We start from the raw sequence: 17,943 nt of genomic DNA on the forward strand, positions 1-17,943 counted from the left end.
GCCCTACGTGAGGTTGTCCTCGTAGGCGGTGTCTTTCGTCTCCTGCGACAGCAGCAGCGCGATCAGCGTGAGCACGCCCATCACCGACAGGTACACACCCACGAGCCACGGGTTGCCGCCGCCGGTCTGCCACAGTGCCACCGCGATGAACGGGGCCACCGCCGCGCCGAGGATCGACGACACGTTGTATGCGACGGCGGAGCCGGTGTAGCGCACGTTGGTGGGGAACAACTCGGGCAGCAGCGCACCCATGGGGCCGAACGTCGCACCCATCAGCGTGAAGCCGAAGATCAGGAAGCCCTGCATCAGGGCTCCGGTGAACTTCGGGTCACCCTGCGGCAGCAGGAACACGGTGAACAGCGCGCCGAACACGATGATCGCCGCGGTCACCCAGATCAGCAGCTTGCGCCGGCCGATCGTGTCGGCGACGGGACCGGACAGCAGGGTGAAGATTCCGAAGAAGACCACGCCCACGATCTGCATGATGACGAAATCGACATATGTGAAGCCGAGACCGGGGGTGGGCGCGTCCGGTGCGGCGGTGCCGTAGGACAGGGTCCACACGGTCATCAGGTAGAAGAGCACGTACGTGGCCAGCATGAAGAAGGTACCGAGGATCAGCTGCTTGCCATATCGACGGAACACCTCGCCCAGCGGGAACTTCCTGATGGCACCCGCCTTCTCCGCCGTCGAGAACGTCTTCGACTCGACGAGCTTGAGCCGGACCCACAGCCCGATGATCACCATCACCGCGCTGAACCAGAACGGCACGCGCCAGCCCCACGCCAGGAACTCGGGCGAGCGCTGAGCGGTGCCATCGGCGTGCGGCAGCAGGAAGTTGATGATCAGGAAGAGCGAGTTGGCGATGATGAAGCCGAGCGGCGCACCGAGCTGCGGGAAGGTGCCGTACCAGGCGCGCTTGCCCTGCGGGGCGTTCTCGGTGGCCACGAGCGCGGCTCCGGACCACTCGCCGCCGAGCGCGAAGCCCTGCGCGAGACGCAGGACCAGCAGCAGCAGGGCCGCGACCCAGCCGATGTTCTCGAAGGTGGGAAGGCAGCCGATGAGGAACGTCGCGATTCCCATGGTCAGCAGCGACGCGACGAGGGTGGCCTTGCGACCGAACTTGTCACCGAAGTGACCGAAGACGATGGCGCCGATGGGGCGTGCGACCATCGCGGCGCCGAACACGGCGAAGCTGGACAGCAGGCTGGCCGTGGGATCGGTGCCGGGGAAGAACAGGGTGGGAAAGACCAGGACGGCCGCCGTCGCGTATGCGTAGAAGTCGTAGAACTCGATCGTGGTGCCGATGAGGCTCGCCGTGATGACGCGGGTACGTGAGTTGACGGGGGCGGCGGTCGCCGGAGTGGAAGTGGTGGACTGTGACATATCTCTCGCAAGGGGGAGCCGCGTGAGCATCGTCCGTCGCCGAGTCGCAGGGTTGACGCTCCCCGGCGGCTCGACGATGCGTCACCTGAACGACGGGTACGGTTGCCTGTCGCACATGTCAGCGTACGCCTGTTCTCAGCCTCTCCTCAGGCATCGCTTCACGAAACGACACCCTGCCGGTTCAGCTCTGCGGGTGCAGGAGGGCGTCGTCGATGATGTGGCCCATGCGGGCACGCTTGGTCTCGAGATAGGCCTCGTTGTTGGGCCCGACACCCACCACCAGCGGCACCTGCTCCGCCACCGTGACGCCAAGACTCTCCAGCTGGTGCACCTTGTCGGTGTTGTTGGTGAGCAGTCGCACCTCGTGCACGCCGAGATCGTCGAGGATGGCCGCAGCAGCGCGGTAGTTGCGCGCATCGGCGGGCAGGCCCAGGGCCAGGTTGGCGTCGAGGGTGTCCAGCCCCTGCTCCTGCAGCGCGTAGGCACGCAGCTTGTTGAGCAGGCCGATACCGCGACCCTCCTGGCCGCGCATGTAGATCACGACGCCGCCGTGCTCGTTGATCAGGTCGAGGGCGGCATCCAGCTGCGGACCGCACTCGCACTTCTCCGAGCCGAAGGCCTCACCCGTCAGGCACTCGGAGTGCACGCGCACGAGTGCGCGCTCGCCGAGTTCGCCCGCCACGATGGCGAGGTGATCGGTGCCGGCCTCGGCGTCGTGGTAGGCGAGGAAGCGGAAGGTGCCGTGCACCGTCGGGACCGTGGCCTCGGCGCTGCGAACCGTGGTGGACGCTGCCGTGGTGGAGTTGTCGATCATGCGGGGCTCTTCCGTAAGGGTGCGCGTGTCGGGCGCTGCTGAGATGAGGGGCGTTACGCGAGCGTGAAGGAGTTGGTCGGAACCGACGGTGGTGACGGTCGGCTCGAGAAGTCGGATCGCCCCCGGCATCGACGGTACGCCGATATCGCCGAGAGCGAGGCGTGAGCCGCCGAGAAGGACGGGGGCCGTGTACACCAGGACATCGTCCACGAGACCGGCGGCGAAGAAAGCCGACGCCAGTGACGGACCGCCCTCGACGAACACCGACTGCACGCCGCGCTCGGCGAGATCCGCGAGCACCGCCGCGAGGTCGTGCGTGCGGGCCAGGATGAGTTCGCGCGGGTGGGCGTGCAGCCGCGCGTCCGCCGGGATCTCCCGCTCGCCGATCACCACGGGGATCGGCTGGCGCTCGTACAGCTCGTTGCCGCGTCGAGCCGTGAGCGAGGGGTCATCCGCGAGCACCGTTCCCGTGCCGACGACGATGGCGTCGTGCTCGGAGCGGCGCCGATGCACGTCGGCGCGCGCTTCGGGCCCGGTGATCCACTGGCTCGTGCCGTCATCGGCGGCGGCGCGGCCGTCCAGGCTCTGTGCCCATTTCACGGTGACGCGCGGTCGACCGAGGCGGACGAACTCCAACCACGATCCGATGAGCTGCGCCGCCTCGACACTGAGGAGTCCGGACACCACCTCGACGCCCGCGGACGCCAGTCGGGCGCCACCGCCACCCGAGACCTCGCCCGGGTCGGCGAGGGCGTAGACCACACGGGCCACCCCCGCATCGATCAGCGCCTGCGCGCACGGGCCCGTGCGTCCGGTGTGGTTGCACGGCTCGAGCGTGACCACGGCGGTCGTGCCACGGGCGGCTCCCGCAGGCAGGTGCGACAGAGCATCCACCTCGGCGTGCGGTGTACCCGCGCCGCGGTGCCAGCCCTCGGCCAGCACATCGCCCTCAGGGGAGAGGATGATGGCACCGACCTGCGGATTGACGCCGCGGGGTCCGCGCGCTGCGAGCACCAGGGCCCGCGCCATCGCGCGGCGTTCGGCATCGCTGAACATGTGGTCCTGACTGTCGGGAACGTGACGTGGGCGCCCCTCAGGGGCTGCGCACGAGTGTATTCAACGCCACCGACACTCGTTCATTCCCGCCCGGCGAAATCCGCGGTCACCGCCGACGAACGCGGTCACCGCCGACCGTCGCCGGCGCCGCCCCTGCACAGGGGGCACCGCCGGCGACGAATCAGCCCGCCGAGAGGGCCAGGACCTGATCGGCGTGGAAGCACGCGGTCTCGCGCCCTCCCAAGCCGATCGGCTCCAACGGCGGGACCCCCGTCGCACAGGCCTCCGTAGCGAATGAGCAACGGGGGTGGAACCGGCAACCCGACGGGGGATTCACGGGGGACGGGGGCTCGCCGGTCAGTCGGGTGCGCTCGGACAGCTTGCCGCGCTCGGCGCGGGAGTGCGGCGGGATCGCCGACAGCAGCGCGCGGGTATAGGGGTGTGCGGGTCGGGTGAAGATGTCCTCGGTGTCGCCGAGCTCCACCACCTTGCCCAGGTACATCACCGCGACTCGGTCCGCTACGTGGCGCACCACCGACAGATCGTGTGCGATGAAGACGATCGAGACGCCGAGGCGGCGACGCACGTCGTCGAGCAGGTTGATCACCTGTGCCTGCACCGAGACGTCCAGGGCGGAGACGGGCTCGTCGCAGATGAGCACCTCGGGATCCAGTGCGAGTGCGCGAGCGATGCCGATGCGCTGGCGCTGTCCGCCGGAGAACTGGTGCGGAAAGCGGGAGGCCATCTCCGGGGCGAGGCCGACCAGCTGCAGCAGCTCGGCGACGCGCTCGCGGCGGCTCGCAGCCGTTCCGGTGCGGGTGGCGGCCAGCGGCTCCGCGATGATCTCGTTCACCGTCATCCGCGGATTCAACGACATGTACGGATCCTGGAAGATCATCTGGATTCCGCGTCGCATCAGCGCGCGCTGGCGCATGCTGCCGGTGGAGACGTCGACCCCGTCGTACGTGAGGGAGCCGGCATCCGGGGTCTCCAGGCCCACGAGCATGCGAGCGAGGGTGGACTTGCCGCAGCCGGATTCGCCCACCACCCCCAGCACTTCGCCTCGGCGCAGCGAGAGATCCACGCCCGCCACCGCGGAGACGCGGGTGGGGCGAAACCCTCGACCCGTGGTGAAGGTGCGCGTCAGGCCCTCGGCCTGCAGGATCACGTCGTCAGTGGACGTCGACACGGAGAACCTCCTCGGTGCGGAAACAGGCGGCGACGCGGTCGATGCCGATCGTCTCCAGCTCGGGTCTGGCTTCGCGGCAGCGCTCGATGGCGAGCGGACAGCGAGGGTGGAAGGCGCAGCCCGATGGCGTCTGCGCGGGGGTGGGCGGACTGCCGGGGATGGCGTACATGCGCTCCGTGCGGGTGGCGGCAGGCATGGAGCGCAGCAACGCCGCGGTGTACGGATGGGCTGGATGCTCCAGCACCGTGTCGCCGTCGCCGGCCTCGACGATGCGTCCGGCGTACATCACCGCCAGTCGGTCGGCCACCTCCATCACCACGCCCAGGTCATGGGTGATGAGCAGGATGCCCATGCCCAGCCGGTCGCGCAGCGACGCGAACAGGTCGAGGATCTGCGCCTGCACGGTCACATCGAGCGCGGTGGTCGGCTCGTCTGCGATCAGCAGCACGGGATCCAGCGCGATGGCCATCGCGATGAGGATGCGCTGGCGCATGCCGCCGGAGAACTGGTGCGGGTACTCCGCGACGCGGCGCGCGGGGGAGGGGATGCCCACCAGGCCCAGCAGCTCGACCGCACGAGCGTGCGCGTCTTTGCGGCTGATAGTGCGATGAGCACGGAGCAGATCGATGATCTGATCGCCGATGCTCAGCACCGGGTTCAGTGCCGAGAGCGCGTCCTGCAACACCAGGCTCACGCGGTCACCACGCATGCGCCGCCGCTCTTCGTCGGAGCAGGTCAGCAGGTCCACACCGCCGGCGACAAGACGCTCAGCGGTCACCGTGCCCTCGTCGATGAGGCCCATCACCGCGCGGGCGGTGACGGACTTGCCGGAGCCGGATTCGCCCAGCAGCGCGACGAACTCGCCGCGGCGCACGGTGAGGTCGATGCCGTGCACGATCTCGACAGCACGAGCACCCGATCCCACGCTCACCCGCAGGTCGGCCACCTCCAGCACCGGGCCGGCGGCCACGGAGTCGTTGTCCAGGGAAGACGTCATGGAGACCACTATGCCGCGGATTTGTTTCGTGTGCATTAATTCTTCACCGAAATGTCTCAAAGATGTTGACAAGCGTGCCGAATTATCGAGATAGTCATCATCACCCCGCGTCTGACCGCGGCCAACCCCAACCGATCCTGAGCAAGGGAGCAGCATGCTCGAACCTGCCGCGCGGTACACCGGCTATACCGCATACGACTATCTGGAACCCGGCGTCGATTTCCGTGAGTTCCGCTACGCGAAGCAGATCGGCCGGGTGCCCGAATACCAGGGCCTCCAGCTGACCGAGGAGCAGAAGCAGCGCACCACGCGGCTGCTGACCGACGAGATCGTCATCTCGCTGCACGATCACGTCCAGGTGTTCCCCGAGGATATGGGGGAGCTGCGCGATCACATCCGCCAGGGTCGCGAACCCACCGGCTACGAGGGGCTCAGCCGCTCGGGACTCACCGCGGTGTTCGACAACGGCATGGATGGAACCTGCTGCATCTCCTCCGATGCCGGCTGGAAGTACCAGGACGTGCTGTTCGACCTCGGCGTTCGCATGGCAGACCTGGCCCACCAGGACTTCGTGATCAAGGCGGAGTCGCTGAAGGACATCCGCTACGCGGCCGAGACCGGCCGCATCGCGCACGTGTTCGCCCTGGAGGCGGCCACGATGATCGAGAACGAGGTGGACCGCCTCGACGTGCTCTACGGTTTCGGCGTTCGCCAGATGGGCATCGCCTATTCCGAGGCCAACATGCTCGGCTCTGGTCTCAAGGAGCGCGGCGACGGCGGCCTCACCTACTTCGGCGAGCGCGCCGTCGAGCGCATGAACAAGCTCGGCATCGCCATCGACATCTCGCACTCCGGCGATCGCACCTGCGTGGACGTGATCAAGCACTCGAAGGTGCCGGTGTTCATCACCCACGCCGGCGCTCGCGGCCTGTGGCCGACCAACCGCATGAAGACGGACGAGACCATCGTCGAGTGCGCGAAGCGCGGTGGCGTCATCGGCATCGAAGCCGCACCGCACACCACCATCTCGCCGCAGCACCCGAAGCACTCGCTGGAGTCGGTGATGGACCACTTCGAGTACTGCGTGAACCTGGTCGGCATCGATCACGTCACCTTCGGTCCTGACACCCTGTTCGGCGACCACGTGGGCCTGCACGACGCGTTCTCCTCGAACTTGTCGATCGGTCAGGCGCACGGTCACGTGGACTACGAGAAGCAGCCGTACATCGACGGCATCGAGAACCCCGCCGAGGAGTTCTACAACATCATCGGCTGGCTCGTGAAGAACGGCTACTCCGACGACGAGATCCGCAAGGTCGTCGGCGGCAACACCATGCGTGTGCTCGAGGAGGTGTGGGTCTGATGCGCGGACGGCTTCTGGCACTCGGGGCGGCGATCGCCCTCACCGTGAGCCTCGCGGCGTGCGCGCCGCAGGCACCCACATCTCCCGCCTCCACCGATGCCGGCGCCTCCGGCGGGGCGTCGGCGGGAACGGGACCGAGCGACAAGACCCTGTCGATCGGCACCACCACCGACGTCGTCAACTTCAACCCGGTGCTCGGCAACAGCCGCACCGACTCGTGGGTGACGAACCTGATGTACCCGCACCTGCTCTCCATCAGCGACACCGGATCCAAGGAGCCGAACGTCGCCACGAAGTGGGGCTATGTCGATGACACCACCGGGTTCTACGAGATCCGCGATGACCTCACGTGGAGCGACGGCACCCCGCTGACGGCCCAGGATGTCGCCTGGACGCTGAACGCCGTGAAGAAGGACGAGGCGCCGGGGACGTTCTTCGGCCAGCTCGGCAACCTCGAGACTGCCACCGCGGTGTCGGACACCCGCGTGGAGCTGAAGCTCTCGCAGCCGGACTCGTCCATCATCGAGGAGATCGGCTTCTGGGGCGTCGTCGTGCCGCAGCACGTGTTCGAGCCGAAGGGCTCGATCGCCACCTTCCCGAACGACGGCAAGGACGGCGGCTGGGTGGGCCTCGGCCCGTTCATCATGTCCGACTTCCAGGTGGGCCAGCACTACACCCTCAAGCGGGTGGACTCCTACCCGCTGGTCGACGGCGGGGTGCCGGGACCGGCCGAAGTGGTCTACCGCGTGTACCCCGACGTGAACACCGAGATCCTGGCGCTGCAGAGCGGCGAGATCGACGTGATCGCCAACGCGCTGCCGCCCACGCAGGTCGAGAAGCTGCGCTCCACTGCGGGGCTGCAGGTGATCGAGGCCGCCGGGCTCGGCTACGCGCACATGGTCTACAACATGGACAACGCCGACCTCGCCAAGACCGAGGTGCGTCAGGCCCTTGCCCACGCGGCCGACTACGACGCGATCCGCACCGTTGTATTGCAGGGGCAGGCCGTCTCCACCGGCTCCAGCGCGCTGATGCCAGTGCTCAAGGACTACTACGACGACTCCATCACGGAGTACGAGTACGACCCGGAGCAGGCACGATCGCTGATGGAGAAGGCCGGCTACACGGCAGGATCCGACGGGATGTTCCCGCTGGAGTTCCGTCTGATCTACTCGCTGCAGGACGCGGTCACCAGCCAGTGGGCGCAGATGGTGAAGGACAGCGCGGCCGAGGCCGGTATCAAGATCACGCTGCAGGGTTCCGAGCGCAACACCTACCTGGCGCAGACGAACGAGGGCGACTACGACATCTATGCGGGCAACTTCGCCATCATGGATGACCCGGTCACCAACTTCTCGCTGTCCTACCTCCCGGGTGGAGCGATCAACTACACCCACGTGGACGATCCAGAACTCAACGCGCTGATCGAGAAGGGCATGGTCACCTTCGACACGGACGACAAGATCGCGATCATGCGCGATGCCAACAAGATCGTCCACGAGCAGGTCTACGACAACATCATGTACACGCAGAACCTGTTCTTCGCCGCCAGTGACAAGTGGACCGGCTTCATCTCGAAGCCGAGCGAGCTGTTGTCCATCGTCAACCCGCTCTCGCTCGCGAGCGCGACGCCGGTCGAGTGACCGGCCGCTGAAAGGGGTCGCCCGGGTGTCTCGTCTCTCATTCCTGCTGGGCCGCGTCGGTCGCGGACTGCTCACGATCTGGTTCGCCGTGACCGTGACGTTCCTGCTGCTGCGCATCCTGCCGGGAGATCCAGCGCTCGCTCTCGCGAGCCCGAACATGACCGACGACATCCGGGCGACCATCCTTCAGCAGTACGGGCTGGATCAGCCCCTCATCGTCCAGTACGGGCTGTACATGTGGCAGCTCGTTCAGGGCAACCTCGGCATCTCCTTCACGCAGTCGGTGCCCGTGGTGGACGTGATCATGCAGCGTCTGCCCTGGACGCTGCTGCTCACCCTCACCGCACTCGCCCTGACGATCATCATCGGCATCCCGCTCGGTGTCGCGGCCGCCTCCCAGAAGGGCCGCGCCACCGACCGGGTGGTGCAGATCCTCGGTGTCACCGGGCAGTCGCTGTTCGTTCCGAGCGTGGGCATCCTGCTGCTGTTCGTGTTCGGCCTCTTCCTCGGCTGGTTCCCGATCGGCGGCGCCTTCGACAACGGCGTGTACGGCATGGACTGGTACCTGAGCGTCGCTCGCCACCTCGTGCTTCCCGCGGTGTCGCTGATGCTCGTCCAGGTCGGCTCGTATGTGCTGACCATGCGCTCCACGCTGATCGACGCGCTGGGGGAGGACTACGTGACGCTCGCCCGCGCAAACGGGCTGCCCTATCGCCAGATCCTCTGGAAGCACGCGCTGCGAAACGCGCTGCTGCCCACCACCACGTTGATCGGGCTGCAGCTGGGATTCCTCGTGGGCGGCGCGGTGCTCACCGAGACCGTGTTCGCCTACCCCGGCATCGGTCGCGGCATCTACGACGCGGTCACACAGCTGGACTTCCCGGTACTGCAGGGGGCGTTCCTCATGCTGGCGCTCACCGTGGTGGTCGCCAACATGATCACCGACATCATCTACGGCTACCTCGACCCCCGGGTGAAGACCTCATGAGCGAGAACCTCCACGACTCCACCGATCCGCTGGCCCCGAAAGCGGCCGCCGAGATCGCCGTCGCGGGCGCCGTCATCGACGCCGCCGCACACGAGCCGGTCGCCACCGAGAACGTGCGTGCCTCCGTGCACACCTGGCGCCAGTTCCGCCGCGACCCGCTCGGCATGATCTCCCTCGGCGTGCTGCTCGCGCTCGCGGTGATCTCCGTGGCCGCCGGGCTCCTGGCCGCCTACCCCGCCAGCTACGGTCCGGACGTGCTGCAGCCACCCTCGGGTGCGCACTGGTTCGGCACCGACGCGCTCGGTCGTGACGTGTATGCGCAGGTGATCTGGGGCACCCAGCAGAGCGTTCTGGTGGCCGTGGCGGCCTCGGTCATCGCGATCGCCTTCGGCACGTTCGTCGCCGTGATCGGCGCGTACTTCCGCCGCGCAGACGGCTTCATCAGCGTGATCGTCGACATGACGCTGTCGCTGCCTGTGCTGCCGCTGATGATCCTGGTCGCCGCCCTCGTCGGGCCGAGCACCACCACGATCATCCTGGTGGTGGCGGCCTTCTCCTGGCCCGAGGTCACCCGTCTCGTGCGCTCCCAGGCGCTCACCGTCGTGGGTCTGCCGTATGTGGACGCCGCGCGCCTGATGACCACATCGCCCTGGTGGATCATCACGCGCCACGTACTGCCTGCGGTCACCCCGGTGATCGTCGTCTCGGTCGTGGTGACCGCCTCCCGCGCCGTGCTGTCTGCCGCTGGCCTCGCCTTCCTCGGGCTAGGCGACCCGACCACCTGGTCGTGGGGTCGCATCCTCTATGAAGCGCAGCAGGCCGGGGCGATGTCGAGCGCGTGGTGGCTGACGCTGTTCCCGTCCCTCGCGATCCTTGCCCTGGTGCTCTCCGCCACGCTGCTGTCCATCGCGTACAACGACGCCCGCAACCCCCGCAACCGCGCGCGCTGATGCGCGCCACGTCCACAGGAAGCAACGACATGGTGTTCTCCCAGCGACTCTCGCCCGACTTCTTCCCGCGAGTCCACGAGCGCGTCCGCGCCGCGATGGCCGACGCGAGTGTGGACGCTATCCTCACCGACGATCCCGAGGACATCGCCTACCTGACCGGCTTCTTCCACCATCCCTCGGAGCGTCCGGTCGCAGTCTGGCTCGATCTCACCGGTGAGGTGATCATGCTGGTGCCGGCGCTGGAGTGGGAGTACGCGCAGGCGCAGAACGCCACCGCCGAGCTGGTGTCGTTCCCGGAGTTCCCGGGTGTTGTGCCGCCGTTCGAGTTCCTCGCTCGCCGTGTCGGAGCCTCGGGCCGGCGCATCGGGTTCACGGCCACGATGTCCACCTCGCGTCTGCTTGCGGCACAGGACGCGTTCACCGGATCGGTGCTGACGCCGTCGGACATCGTGCTGCACAGCCGCTACATCAAGTTCCCGGAGGAGATCGCGCTGCACCGTGAGGCCGCTCGCATCACCGATCTGATGCTGGTCGCCGGTGTCCAGCTGGTGCGCGACGCTGTCGCCACCGGCGGGCAGCTGCCGAGTGAGGCGGAACTGGAACGTCACGTCACATCGGTCGGCGTCTCCACGATGTACGCCGAGCATGAGAACGTCGTGGTGGCGTCGCTGCTCGCGGGCGGGCTCGTCTACTCGGGTGCCAACTCCGCGTTCCCGCACGGTCTGCCGTCCGCCGAGCGGCTGCAGCCGGGAGACACCTTCATGCTGTCCCTGGGGTGCGCCGTGGGCGGCCGCTTCGTCGAGGGCGAGCGCACGTTCGTTCTGGGCGAGCCCACCTCCGAACAGATCCGCTATCACGACACGATCCGTGAGGCTCAGGAGGTCGGCGCCCACGCCATCGCCGCCGGTGTCGAGTGTCGGGAGGCGAATCGGATCTGCCTGGACGTCATCCGTGACGCCGGCCTCGGCGAGCACCTGCGGCATCGGCAGGGGCACGGCATCGGACTCGGCATGCACGAGGCACCGTGGCTGGAGGACGGCGATGCCACCGTGCTCGCCGCCGGGATGGTCGTCTCCAACGAGCCGGGCATCTACATCCCCGGTCACGCCGGCTACCGCATCAGCGACAGCATGCTCGTCACCGACAGCGGCGCCGAGCGTCTCACCACCTTCCCGCGGGATCTCGCATCCTGCACCATCGCTCTCTGACTCTCATCGAAAGGGAATCTCCATGACCGACAAGCAGGTATCGCCGGAGTTCGCGGCCGCCACCACCGAGGCGCAATGGGTGCAGATCAATGGCAACCACCTCGCGGTGGAGGTGCTCGGCCCCGAGGGGGCTCCGGTCATCATCACCCACCACGGCGCACCGGGTCTCGGATCGCGCGCGGAACCGCGCGCCAGCTTCGGTCGCCTCGCGGACGAGTACCGAGTCCTCGTGTTCGACGCGCGCGGCAGCGGCCAGAGCGAGGGCAACGGCACGTTCAGCCACGAGCAGTGGGCCGCGGATATCGATGGCCTGCGCGAATGGATCGGTGCCGAGCAGATCGTCATGGCCGGCGGCTCCTACGGCGGATTCATGGCGATGGAGTACGCCCTCCGCTACCCCGACCGCGTCGCGGCGGTCGTACTGCGTGACACCAGTCCCGACAACGGCAACGCCCACCTCGCGCGGGAGAACGCGCTGGCGAGCGACCGCGTCGATATCGACATGGAGAAGTTCGATCGCATCGACCTCGGCCAGGTGCGTGACAACGAGGACCTCAAGGACTGCTGGCGGGAGATCCTGCCGCTCTACGACTTCGTCTACGACCCGGAGGCCGTGGAGCGCAAGGTGGAGGCGACCCCGTACCGCTACGAGGCGCACAACTACGCGTTCTCGGTGAACCTCGCCAGCTACGACCTGAAGCCGCGCCTGCACGAGATCGCCGTTCCGACACTGATCACCGTTGGCCGGACCGACTGGATCACCCCAGTATCGTGTAGCGAGACGATCGCTGAGCTGGTACCGAACTCCGAGCTGGTCGTCTTCGAGAAGTCGGGGCACTCCCCGCAGATCGAACAGGCGGAGGAGTGGACCCAGACAGTGCGGGAGTTCCTGCACCGGGTCCACCCGCCGAAGTGACCACGGCAGTGGCAGGGGGGACAGGGGGACGCAGCATCGACGAGCTGGACAAGCAGATCATCGTCGCTCTGCAACAGGACGGACGCGCCAGCTGGCGCGCCATCGCCGATCAGGTGGGTGCCGCGGTGTCGACCGTCGCGCGGCGCGGTCAGCAGCTGCTGAACGATGGCATCGTGCGCGTGGGTGTCATCCCGACGCTCGGAAACTCCGGCCGCGTGGAGTCGTTCCTCGTGCGCGTGAACTGCGCGCCGGGAACGCAGATGGACGTGGCCGAGCAGCTCGTGAAATCGCCGTACGTCCGGTTCGTGACGCTCGTGACGGGTCGGTTCGACCTGTACGCCGAGGTGGTCATCACGGGTGGTCCCGCGCAGCAGACGCGGGTGCTCACCGGTCTGCAGTCGACTCCGGGAATCGAGCGCTGGCGCAGTGATCTGCTGACGTTCAACTACAAGGTCAGCTTCGACTGGGGCCGCCAGCTGTTCGAGCCGGATGCCACCGAGAGCGGATCAGAGGCGCTCATGCCGCCGCCGAACTCGTGCGAGCCCGACCACTTCGACGATGCCGATCGCCGTATCGTGGGCGAGCTCTCTGTCGATGGGCGTGCCTCGTTCCCCTCGATCGCGACCAAGCTCGGGATGAACGAAAGCAGCGTCAGACGCCGCTACGAACGCCTCAAGGCGAACGGGTGCATCACCACGGCCACCTCGGTGACCGCCGCGTCACTCGGGATGAGCGCGGAGACGCTGATCATCCTGCGGGTGGCACCCTCGCACCTGGAGCGGGTGGCGCAGGCACTTCGCCCCCATCTCGCCGTGCGATTCATGGCGGCGGCGCTGGATGAGAGCTCGCTGTACTGCGAGGTCATCCTGCCCTCCACTGATGACCTGCACCGCTTCCAGACTCAGACCCTCGGCAAGCTTGAGGGCGTGAAGGGCTGGACCGCGTGCATGGAGCTGGTGTTCATGAAGCGCGGCTTCGTGGAGACACCGGGCTGGCGCGATCAGGTCATGTATGACCAGGGGGAGATGCCCGCCAACCCCTGGCTGCAGATCCCCCCGGGCACGGCGTTCACCTGATCCGGGCTCACGCCTCCGCGAGGGCGAGGGCCGTCGGCTCATCCACGATGAGATCGGTGATGAGTCCGGCGGCGAGCGCGCCGCGGATGCTCGGTGCCTTGGCGCGCCCCGCGACCACGCAGACGCGGCGCGGGGTGCGCCGGAGCACGCGGAAGTCGGGTCCGGTGGCACGTTCATTCACGACGATCCCGTCGGTGGATCCGTCCGCACGGAAGAAGACCGTCGCGACATCACCGACGACCCCGGCCGCCGAGAGAGCGCGGTAGTCCGCCTTCTCCAGATACGAGTCGTGATAGACGTGGCTGGGCACCTCGGAGATCGGCGACCCCACGCCGAAGAGCGCGACGTCCAGGCGCGATTGCAGCGCCAGGATCCGCCGGATCGACCGCTCGCGCCAGAAGGCCTCCCGGGTGTGGGGGTCATCGAAGAACGCCGGAACGGGGAACTGCTCCACCGCCGCACCGTAGGCATCCCCGAACCGGCGTAGTAGCTCGCTCGCATAGAGGACGCCGGTGGAGGCGAGATTGCCGGAGCCGTTGAGCTGGACGATGACCGAGTCGTGGGTCTGCTTGGGCACCAGGAAGCGGCTGACCGCGCTGATGGTCGATCCCCAGGCCACACCGATGCGCTGATTCGAGTCGATAAAGCCGGTGAGAATCCGTGCAGCCGTGAGGGCCACGCGGTCGAGTCGCTCGATGTCGCTGACCGTGTCGGGTACCGGTACGACGTGGGCGGTCACGCCGAAACGCGTGCGCAGCCCCTTCGCGAGGGCGGCTGCGTCATCCTGTTCGGGTCGCACTCGGATCTCCACCAGCCCGGTGTCACGGGCGAAACTCAGCAGCCGCGACACCGATGAGCGCGACGTGTGCAATTCCTTCGCGATCGCATCCATCGTGAGGTCCTGCAGGTAGTAGAGGTGCGCAGCACGCAGGGCATCGCGCACGCGGCTGGGATCCGCGTCCCAGGAGTGGTCGGCCATGAGCACAGCGTAGTGCGTCTGCACATTCGTTCATCAAGGTTGAAAGGATGTTCTCGCCGCGAGAGGATCGAGAGGACGGCGTGAGGTCCGCGCCGCCGGGAAGGAACACGATGCCTGCCTCCACCTCGCCCCTCGCTCCCACCGGGATCGCGCGTCTCGCGGATCGGCCGTATGCGGACGTGCTCATCATCGGCGGCGGCATCAACGGCATCGCCACGTTCCGCGACCTCGCCCTGCAGGGCGTTGACGTCGCTCTCGTCGATCGCAGCGACGTGATCACCGGCGCATCGGCGGCCTCCAGTCACATGGTGCACGGCGGCGTGCGATACCTGGAGAACGGCGAGTTCCGCCTCGTCCACGAGGCGGTCACCGAGCGCAACGATCTGCTTGCCACGGCACCGCACTATGTGCGCCCGCTGCAGACCACGATCCCGATCTATTCGACCTTCTCCGGCATCCTCAACGCTCCGCTCCGCTTCCTCCGCCACGGCGCGGGCAAGCCGCAGGAGCGTGGTGCCGCGCTCATCAAGATCGGCCTGGTCATCTACGACTCCTTCTCCCGTGGTGGAGGGCGCGTGCCCCGGCACGAGTTCCATGGCCGCAAGCGCTCGCTGCGGGCACTGCCGCAGCTGAACCCCGGCGTGAAGTACACCGCCACCTACTGGGACGCGTCGATGCACGACCCCGAGCGCCTCGCCATCGATGTGGCGCGGGATGCTCTGGCGGCCGGCGGCGACAACGCGCGGATCGCCACCTATACGGCAGCCGTCGGCGCCCGTGAGGGAAGGGTGATCCTGCGTGACGCCGACACCGGTGAGGAGCTCGACTTCTCCGCGGGCGTGGTCGTCAACGCCTCCGGTCCGTGGACCGACCTCACCAACGAGGCTCTCGGCCGACCGACGCGATTCATGGGCGGCACGAAAGGCTCGCACATCGTGGTCGACAACCCGCAGCTGCTGGAGGCCACCGGCGGGCGCGAGATCTTCTTCGAGCACAACGACGGTCGCATCGTGCTGATCTACCCGCTGAAGGGCAAGGTGCTCATCGGCACCACAGACCTCGAGCACGACATGTCCGAACCCGCCGTGTGCACTCCGGAAGAGGTGGCGTACTTCGTCGAGCTGGCCGCGCACGTGTTCCCCTCCATCCCGGTGGATCCCGCCACGATCGTGTACCGGTTCTCCGGCGTGCGCCCGCTGCCGGGACACGGCGATGAGGCCCCCGGCTTCGTCTCGCGCGACTACCGCATCGAGACCGCGACGCTGCCCACGGGCGACGCGACGGTCTTCAGCCTCGTGGGCGGCAAGTGGACCACGTTCCGCGCCTCCGCCGAGCGCCTCGCCGATCACGTGCTGGAGGCGCTGGCGAGGCCGCGACGCCGCTCTACCCGCGGACTCGCGATCGGTGGTGGCAAGGACTACCCGCGCACCGAGCGGACGCGTCAGGCGTGGCTGGACGACAATGCCGGCTCGCTGCCGCGCGAGCGCGCAGCGCAGCTGCTGGATCGCTACGGCACCATCGCCACGGCAGTCATCGCGGCCATCGCCGCCGATGCGTCCGACGCCCCGCTACCGGGGGCGCCGACGTACTCCACTGCCGAGCTTCGCCACCTCGCCCGCACGGAGCACGTGCGCCACCTGGAGGACATGCTCATGCGTCGCACCAGCATGGCGTTCACGGGGCTCGCGTCCGAGGAGAACGCGCGTGCCGTCGCCGAGGCGATCGCCGATACGCTCGGATGGGATGCGACCACGGTCGACACCGAGGTCGTGCGCGGTCTCGCCCACGTCAACTACGCCGTTCCCGAGTACGCCTGATTCGTTCTGCAGCGCCAATAGGAGGCAGTGTGGCCGCCCACGTGATCGCCCTCGACCAGGGCACCACCTCGACCCGTGCGATCGTGTTCGATCAGTCCGGAGACATCGTCGCGACCAGTCAGCGCGAGCACGAGCAGATCCTGCCGCGCGCCGGATGGGTCGAGCACGACGCGACGGAGATCCGCGACAACACCCTGTGGGTGCTCGAGCATGCCCTCGACGAAGCCGGGATCGCGGTGTCGGACGTCGCCGCGCTGGGCATCACCAACCAGCGCGAGACGGTCATCGTGTGGGATCGCGCCACCGGTGAGCCCATCCACAACGCCATCGTGTGGCAGGACACGCGCACGCAGGCGAAGGTGGACGAGCTGGCTCGAGACGGCGGTACCGATCGCTTCGCCGAGCAGACTGGGCTGCCGCTGTCCACCTACTCGTCGGCCTCGAAGATCGCCTGGATCCTGGATCGGGTGCCCGGGGCACGGGAGCGGGCGAGTCGTGGCGAGCTGTTGTTCGGCACCCCTGACACCTGGCTGGTGTGGAACCTGACCGGCGGGAGCGTTCACGTCACCGACGTGACGAACGCATCGCGCACGCTGCTGATGGATCTGCGCACGCTGGACTGGGACGAGGACCTGTGCCGCGTGTGGGACATTCCGCGCGTCATGCTTCCCGAGATCCGTTCCTCCTCGGAGGTCGTCGGCAGCATCGCCGAGGGTCTTCCCGGTGCGGGCGTCCCGATCGCCGGAATCCTCGGCGATCAGCAGGCGGCCACCTTCGGACAGACCGCGTTCGACGCGGGGGAGTCCAAGAACACCTACGGCACCGGGAACTTCCTCATCGTCGGAACGGGAACCGAGATCGTCCGCTCGCAGAACGGTCTCATCACCACGGTCGCCTATCGCATCGGCGACGAACCCGCCCGCTATGCGCTGGAAGGCTCGATCGCCGTCACCGGTTCGCTCGTGCAGTGGCTGCGCGACAACCTCGGGCTGATCGCGGAATCCAGCGACGTGGAGCGTTTGGCCGCCACGGTGGAGGACAACGGCGGTGCCTACTTCGTTCCGGCGTTCTCCGGTCTGTTCGCCCCGTACTGGCGTCCTGATGCGCGGGGCGCGCTGGTCGGGCTCACGCGATTCGTCAACAAGGGCCACATCGCGCGGGCTGCGCTGGAATCGACGGCGTTCCAGACCCGCGACGTGATCGACGCTGTGGTGGAGGACACCGGAACGACGTTGCCTGAGCTCCGCGTGGACGGCGGGATGACCCGCAACGACACGCTGATGCAGTTCCAGGCCGATGTACTCGGCGTGACGGTCATCCGACCGCGGATCACCGAGACGACGGCCCTCGGCGCAGCGTTCGCGGCGGGACTGGCGACCGGCGTGTGGGCGGACCTCGACGAGCTGCGCGGGCTGTGGCAGGAGGATCGCCGGTGGACGCCGACGATGGATGAGGACCAGCGCGAGCGCCGCTACCGCGTCTGGCGCAAGGCCGTGTCGAAGTCCCTGGACTGGACCGACGCCGACACCGAGGCCCTCGACGCCGACTGATCCCGCCCGTC

The 17,943-nt window shown here is 67.7% G+C and carries 14 protein-coding genes and 1 pseudogene; 9 read left to right on the plus strand and 6 right to left on the minus strand.

From position 1 onward, the window contains the following. Positions 1–3 precede the first annotated feature (3 nt). The 5 genes and pseudogenes from ACI3KU_RS03125 to ACI3KU_RS03145 form a co-directional block, all read right to left on the minus strand. Positions 4–1,386, minus strand: a complete 1,383-nt coding sequence (locus ACI3KU_RS03125; RefSeq protein WP_404920831.1) for an MFS transporter — start codon at positions 1,384–1,386, stop codon at positions 4–6. Between the two features lie 181 nt (positions 1,387–1,567). Further along, complete coding sequence (ribA, locus tag ACI3KU_RS03130; protein ID WP_404920899.1) at positions 1,568–2,200, minus strand: GTP cyclohydrolase II; 633 nt, start codon at positions 2,198–2,200, stop codon at positions 1,568–1,570. A 51-nt stretch (positions 2,201–2,251) separates the two neighbouring features. Then, positions 2,252–3,256: pseudogene (gene ribD, locus ACI3KU_RS03135) on the minus strand (bifunctional diaminohydroxyphosphoribosylaminopyrimidine deaminase/5-amino-6-(5-phosphoribosylamino)uracil reductase RibD); the annotation flags it as partial. Positions 3,257–3,437: 181 nt separating this feature from the next. Next, complete coding sequence (locus ACI3KU_RS03140) at positions 3,438–4,445, minus strand: ABC transporter ATP-binding protein (protein ID WP_404920832.1); 1,008 nt, start codon at positions 4,443–4,445, stop codon at positions 3,438–3,440. After that, positions 4,429–5,442, minus strand: a complete 1,014-nt coding sequence (locus tag ACI3KU_RS03145; RefSeq protein WP_404920833.1) for an ABC transporter ATP-binding protein — start codon at positions 5,440–5,442, stop codon at positions 4,429–4,431. The genes ACI3KU_RS03140 and ACI3KU_RS03145 overlap by 17 nt, the downstream gene beginning before the upstream one ends. Positions 5,443–5,596: 154 nt before the next feature. On the opposite strand from ACI3KU_RS03145, the gene ACI3KU_RS03150 reads away from it, so the two are divergent. Genes ACI3KU_RS03150 through ACI3KU_RS03180 form a run of 7 tightly spaced genes read left to right on the plus strand, consistent with a single transcriptional unit; the run spans position 5,597 to position 13,586 of the window. Beyond that, entirely contained in the window at positions 5,597–6,805 is a 1,209-nt protein-coding gene (locus ACI3KU_RS03150) for a dipeptidase (protein ID WP_404920834.1), read from the plus strand. Next, positions 6,805–8,448, plus strand: coding sequence for an ABC transporter substrate-binding protein (locus ACI3KU_RS03155; RefSeq protein WP_404920835.1), 1,644 nt, complete (start codon positions 6,805–6,807; stop codon positions 8,446–8,448). Before ACI3KU_RS03150 ends, ACI3KU_RS03155 begins: the two co-directional genes overlap by 1 nt. A gap of 25 nt (positions 8,449–8,473) precedes the next feature. Continuing rightward, on the plus strand, positions 8,474–9,436 hold the full coding sequence (locus tag ACI3KU_RS03160; RefSeq protein ID WP_404920836.1) for an ABC transporter permease: 963 nt from the start codon (positions 8,474–8,476) through the stop codon (positions 9,434–9,436). Then, a complete protein-coding gene (locus ACI3KU_RS03165; RefSeq protein WP_404920837.1) occupies positions 9,433–10,386 on the plus strand; it encodes an ABC transporter permease in 954 nt (317 codons plus the stop codon). Before ACI3KU_RS03160 ends, ACI3KU_RS03165 begins: the two co-directional genes overlap by 4 nt. Before the next feature lie 29 nt (positions 10,387–10,415). Further along, the gene (locus ACI3KU_RS03170) at positions 10,416–11,594 is read left to right on the plus strand and encodes a M24 family metallopeptidase (RefSeq protein ID WP_404920838.1); all 1,179 of its coding nucleotides are present in this window, start codon (positions 10,416–10,418) and stop codon (positions 11,592–11,594) included. A 22-nt stretch (positions 11,595–11,616) separates the two neighbouring features. After that, positions 11,617–12,510, plus strand: coding sequence for an alpha/beta fold hydrolase (locus ACI3KU_RS03175; RefSeq protein ID WP_404920839.1), 894 nt, complete (start codon positions 11,617–11,619; stop codon positions 12,508–12,510). Then, positions 12,507–13,586: an Lrp/AsnC family transcriptional regulator gene (locus tag ACI3KU_RS03180; protein ID WP_404920840.1), complete on the plus strand. Its 1,080-nt coding sequence runs from the start codon at positions 12,507–12,509 to the stop codon at positions 13,584–13,586. The genes ACI3KU_RS03175 and ACI3KU_RS03180 overlap by 4 nt, the downstream gene beginning before the upstream one ends. A 7-nt stretch (positions 13,587–13,593) precedes the next feature. Here the strand turns inward: ACI3KU_RS03180 and ACI3KU_RS03185 are convergent, their stop codons facing one another. Next, positions 13,594–14,565 carry a sugar-binding transcriptional regulator gene (locus ACI3KU_RS03185; protein ID WP_404920841.1) on the minus strand — a complete coding sequence of 324 codons (972 nt, stop codon included), beginning with the start codon at positions 14,563–14,565 and terminating at the stop codon, positions 13,594–13,596. 110 nt (positions 14,566–14,675) lie between these two features. Here ACI3KU_RS03185 and ACI3KU_RS03190 point away from each other — a divergent pair, with 110 nt between their 5' ends. Further along, the gene (locus ACI3KU_RS03190; RefSeq protein WP_404920842.1) at positions 14,676–16,382 is read left to right on the plus strand and encodes a glycerol-3-phosphate dehydrogenase/oxidase; all 1,707 of its coding nucleotides are present in this window, start codon (positions 14,676–14,678) and stop codon (positions 16,380–16,382) included. Positions 16,383–16,411: 29 nt separating this feature from the next. Next, entirely contained in the window at positions 16,412–17,932 is a 1,521-nt protein-coding gene (gene glpK, locus ACI3KU_RS03195) for a glycerol kinase GlpK (RefSeq protein ID WP_404920843.1), read from the plus strand. The last annotated feature ends 11 nt before the right edge of the window (positions 17,933–17,943 follow it).

The organism is Microbacterium sp. ZW T5_56 (assembly GCF_044987425.1).
Taxonomy (GTDB): Bacteria; Actinomycetota; Actinomycetes; order Actinomycetales; family Microbacteriaceae; genus Microbacterium.

Excerpts from the sequence above, each read along its gene's own strand:
- ribA (WP_404920899.1), bottom strand. The coding sequence starts at position 2,200 with ATGATCGACAACTCCACCACGGCAGCGTCCACCACGGTTCGCAGCGCC.
- ACI3KU_RS03185 (WP_404920841.1), bottom strand. The coding sequence starts at position 14,565 with ATGGCCGACCACTCCTGGGACGCGGATCCCAGCCGCGTGCGCGATGCC.
- ACI3KU_RS03170 (WP_404920838.1), top strand. The coding sequence starts at position 10,416 with ATGGTGTTCTCCCAGCGACTCTCGCCCGACTTCTTCCCGCGAGTCCAC.
- ACI3KU_RS03125 (WP_404920831.1), bottom strand. The coding sequence starts at position 1,386 with ATGTCACAGTCCACCACTTCCACTCCGGCGACCGCCGCCCCCGTCAAC.
- ACI3KU_RS03165 (WP_404920837.1), top strand. The coding sequence starts at position 9,433 with ATGAGCGAGAACCTCCACGACTCCACCGATCCGCTGGCCCCGAAAGCG.
- ACI3KU_RS03145 (WP_404920833.1), bottom strand. The coding sequence starts at position 5,442 with ATGACGTCTTCCCTGGACAACGACTCCGTGGCCGCCGGCCCGGTGCTG.
- ACI3KU_RS03190 (WP_404920842.1), top strand. The coding sequence starts at position 14,676 with ATGCCTGCCTCCACCTCGCCCCTCGCTCCCACCGGGATCGCGCGTCTC.
- ACI3KU_RS03155 (WP_404920835.1), top strand. The coding sequence starts at position 6,805 with ATGCGCGGACGGCTTCTGGCACTCGGGGCGGCGATCGCCCTCACCGTG.
- ACI3KU_RS03175 (WP_404920839.1), top strand. The coding sequence starts at position 11,617 with ATGACCGACAAGCAGGTATCGCCGGAGTTCGCGGCCGCCACCACCGAG.
- ACI3KU_RS03150 (WP_404920834.1), top strand. The coding sequence starts at position 5,597 with ATGCTCGAACCTGCCGCGCGGTACACCGGCTATACCGCATACGACTAT.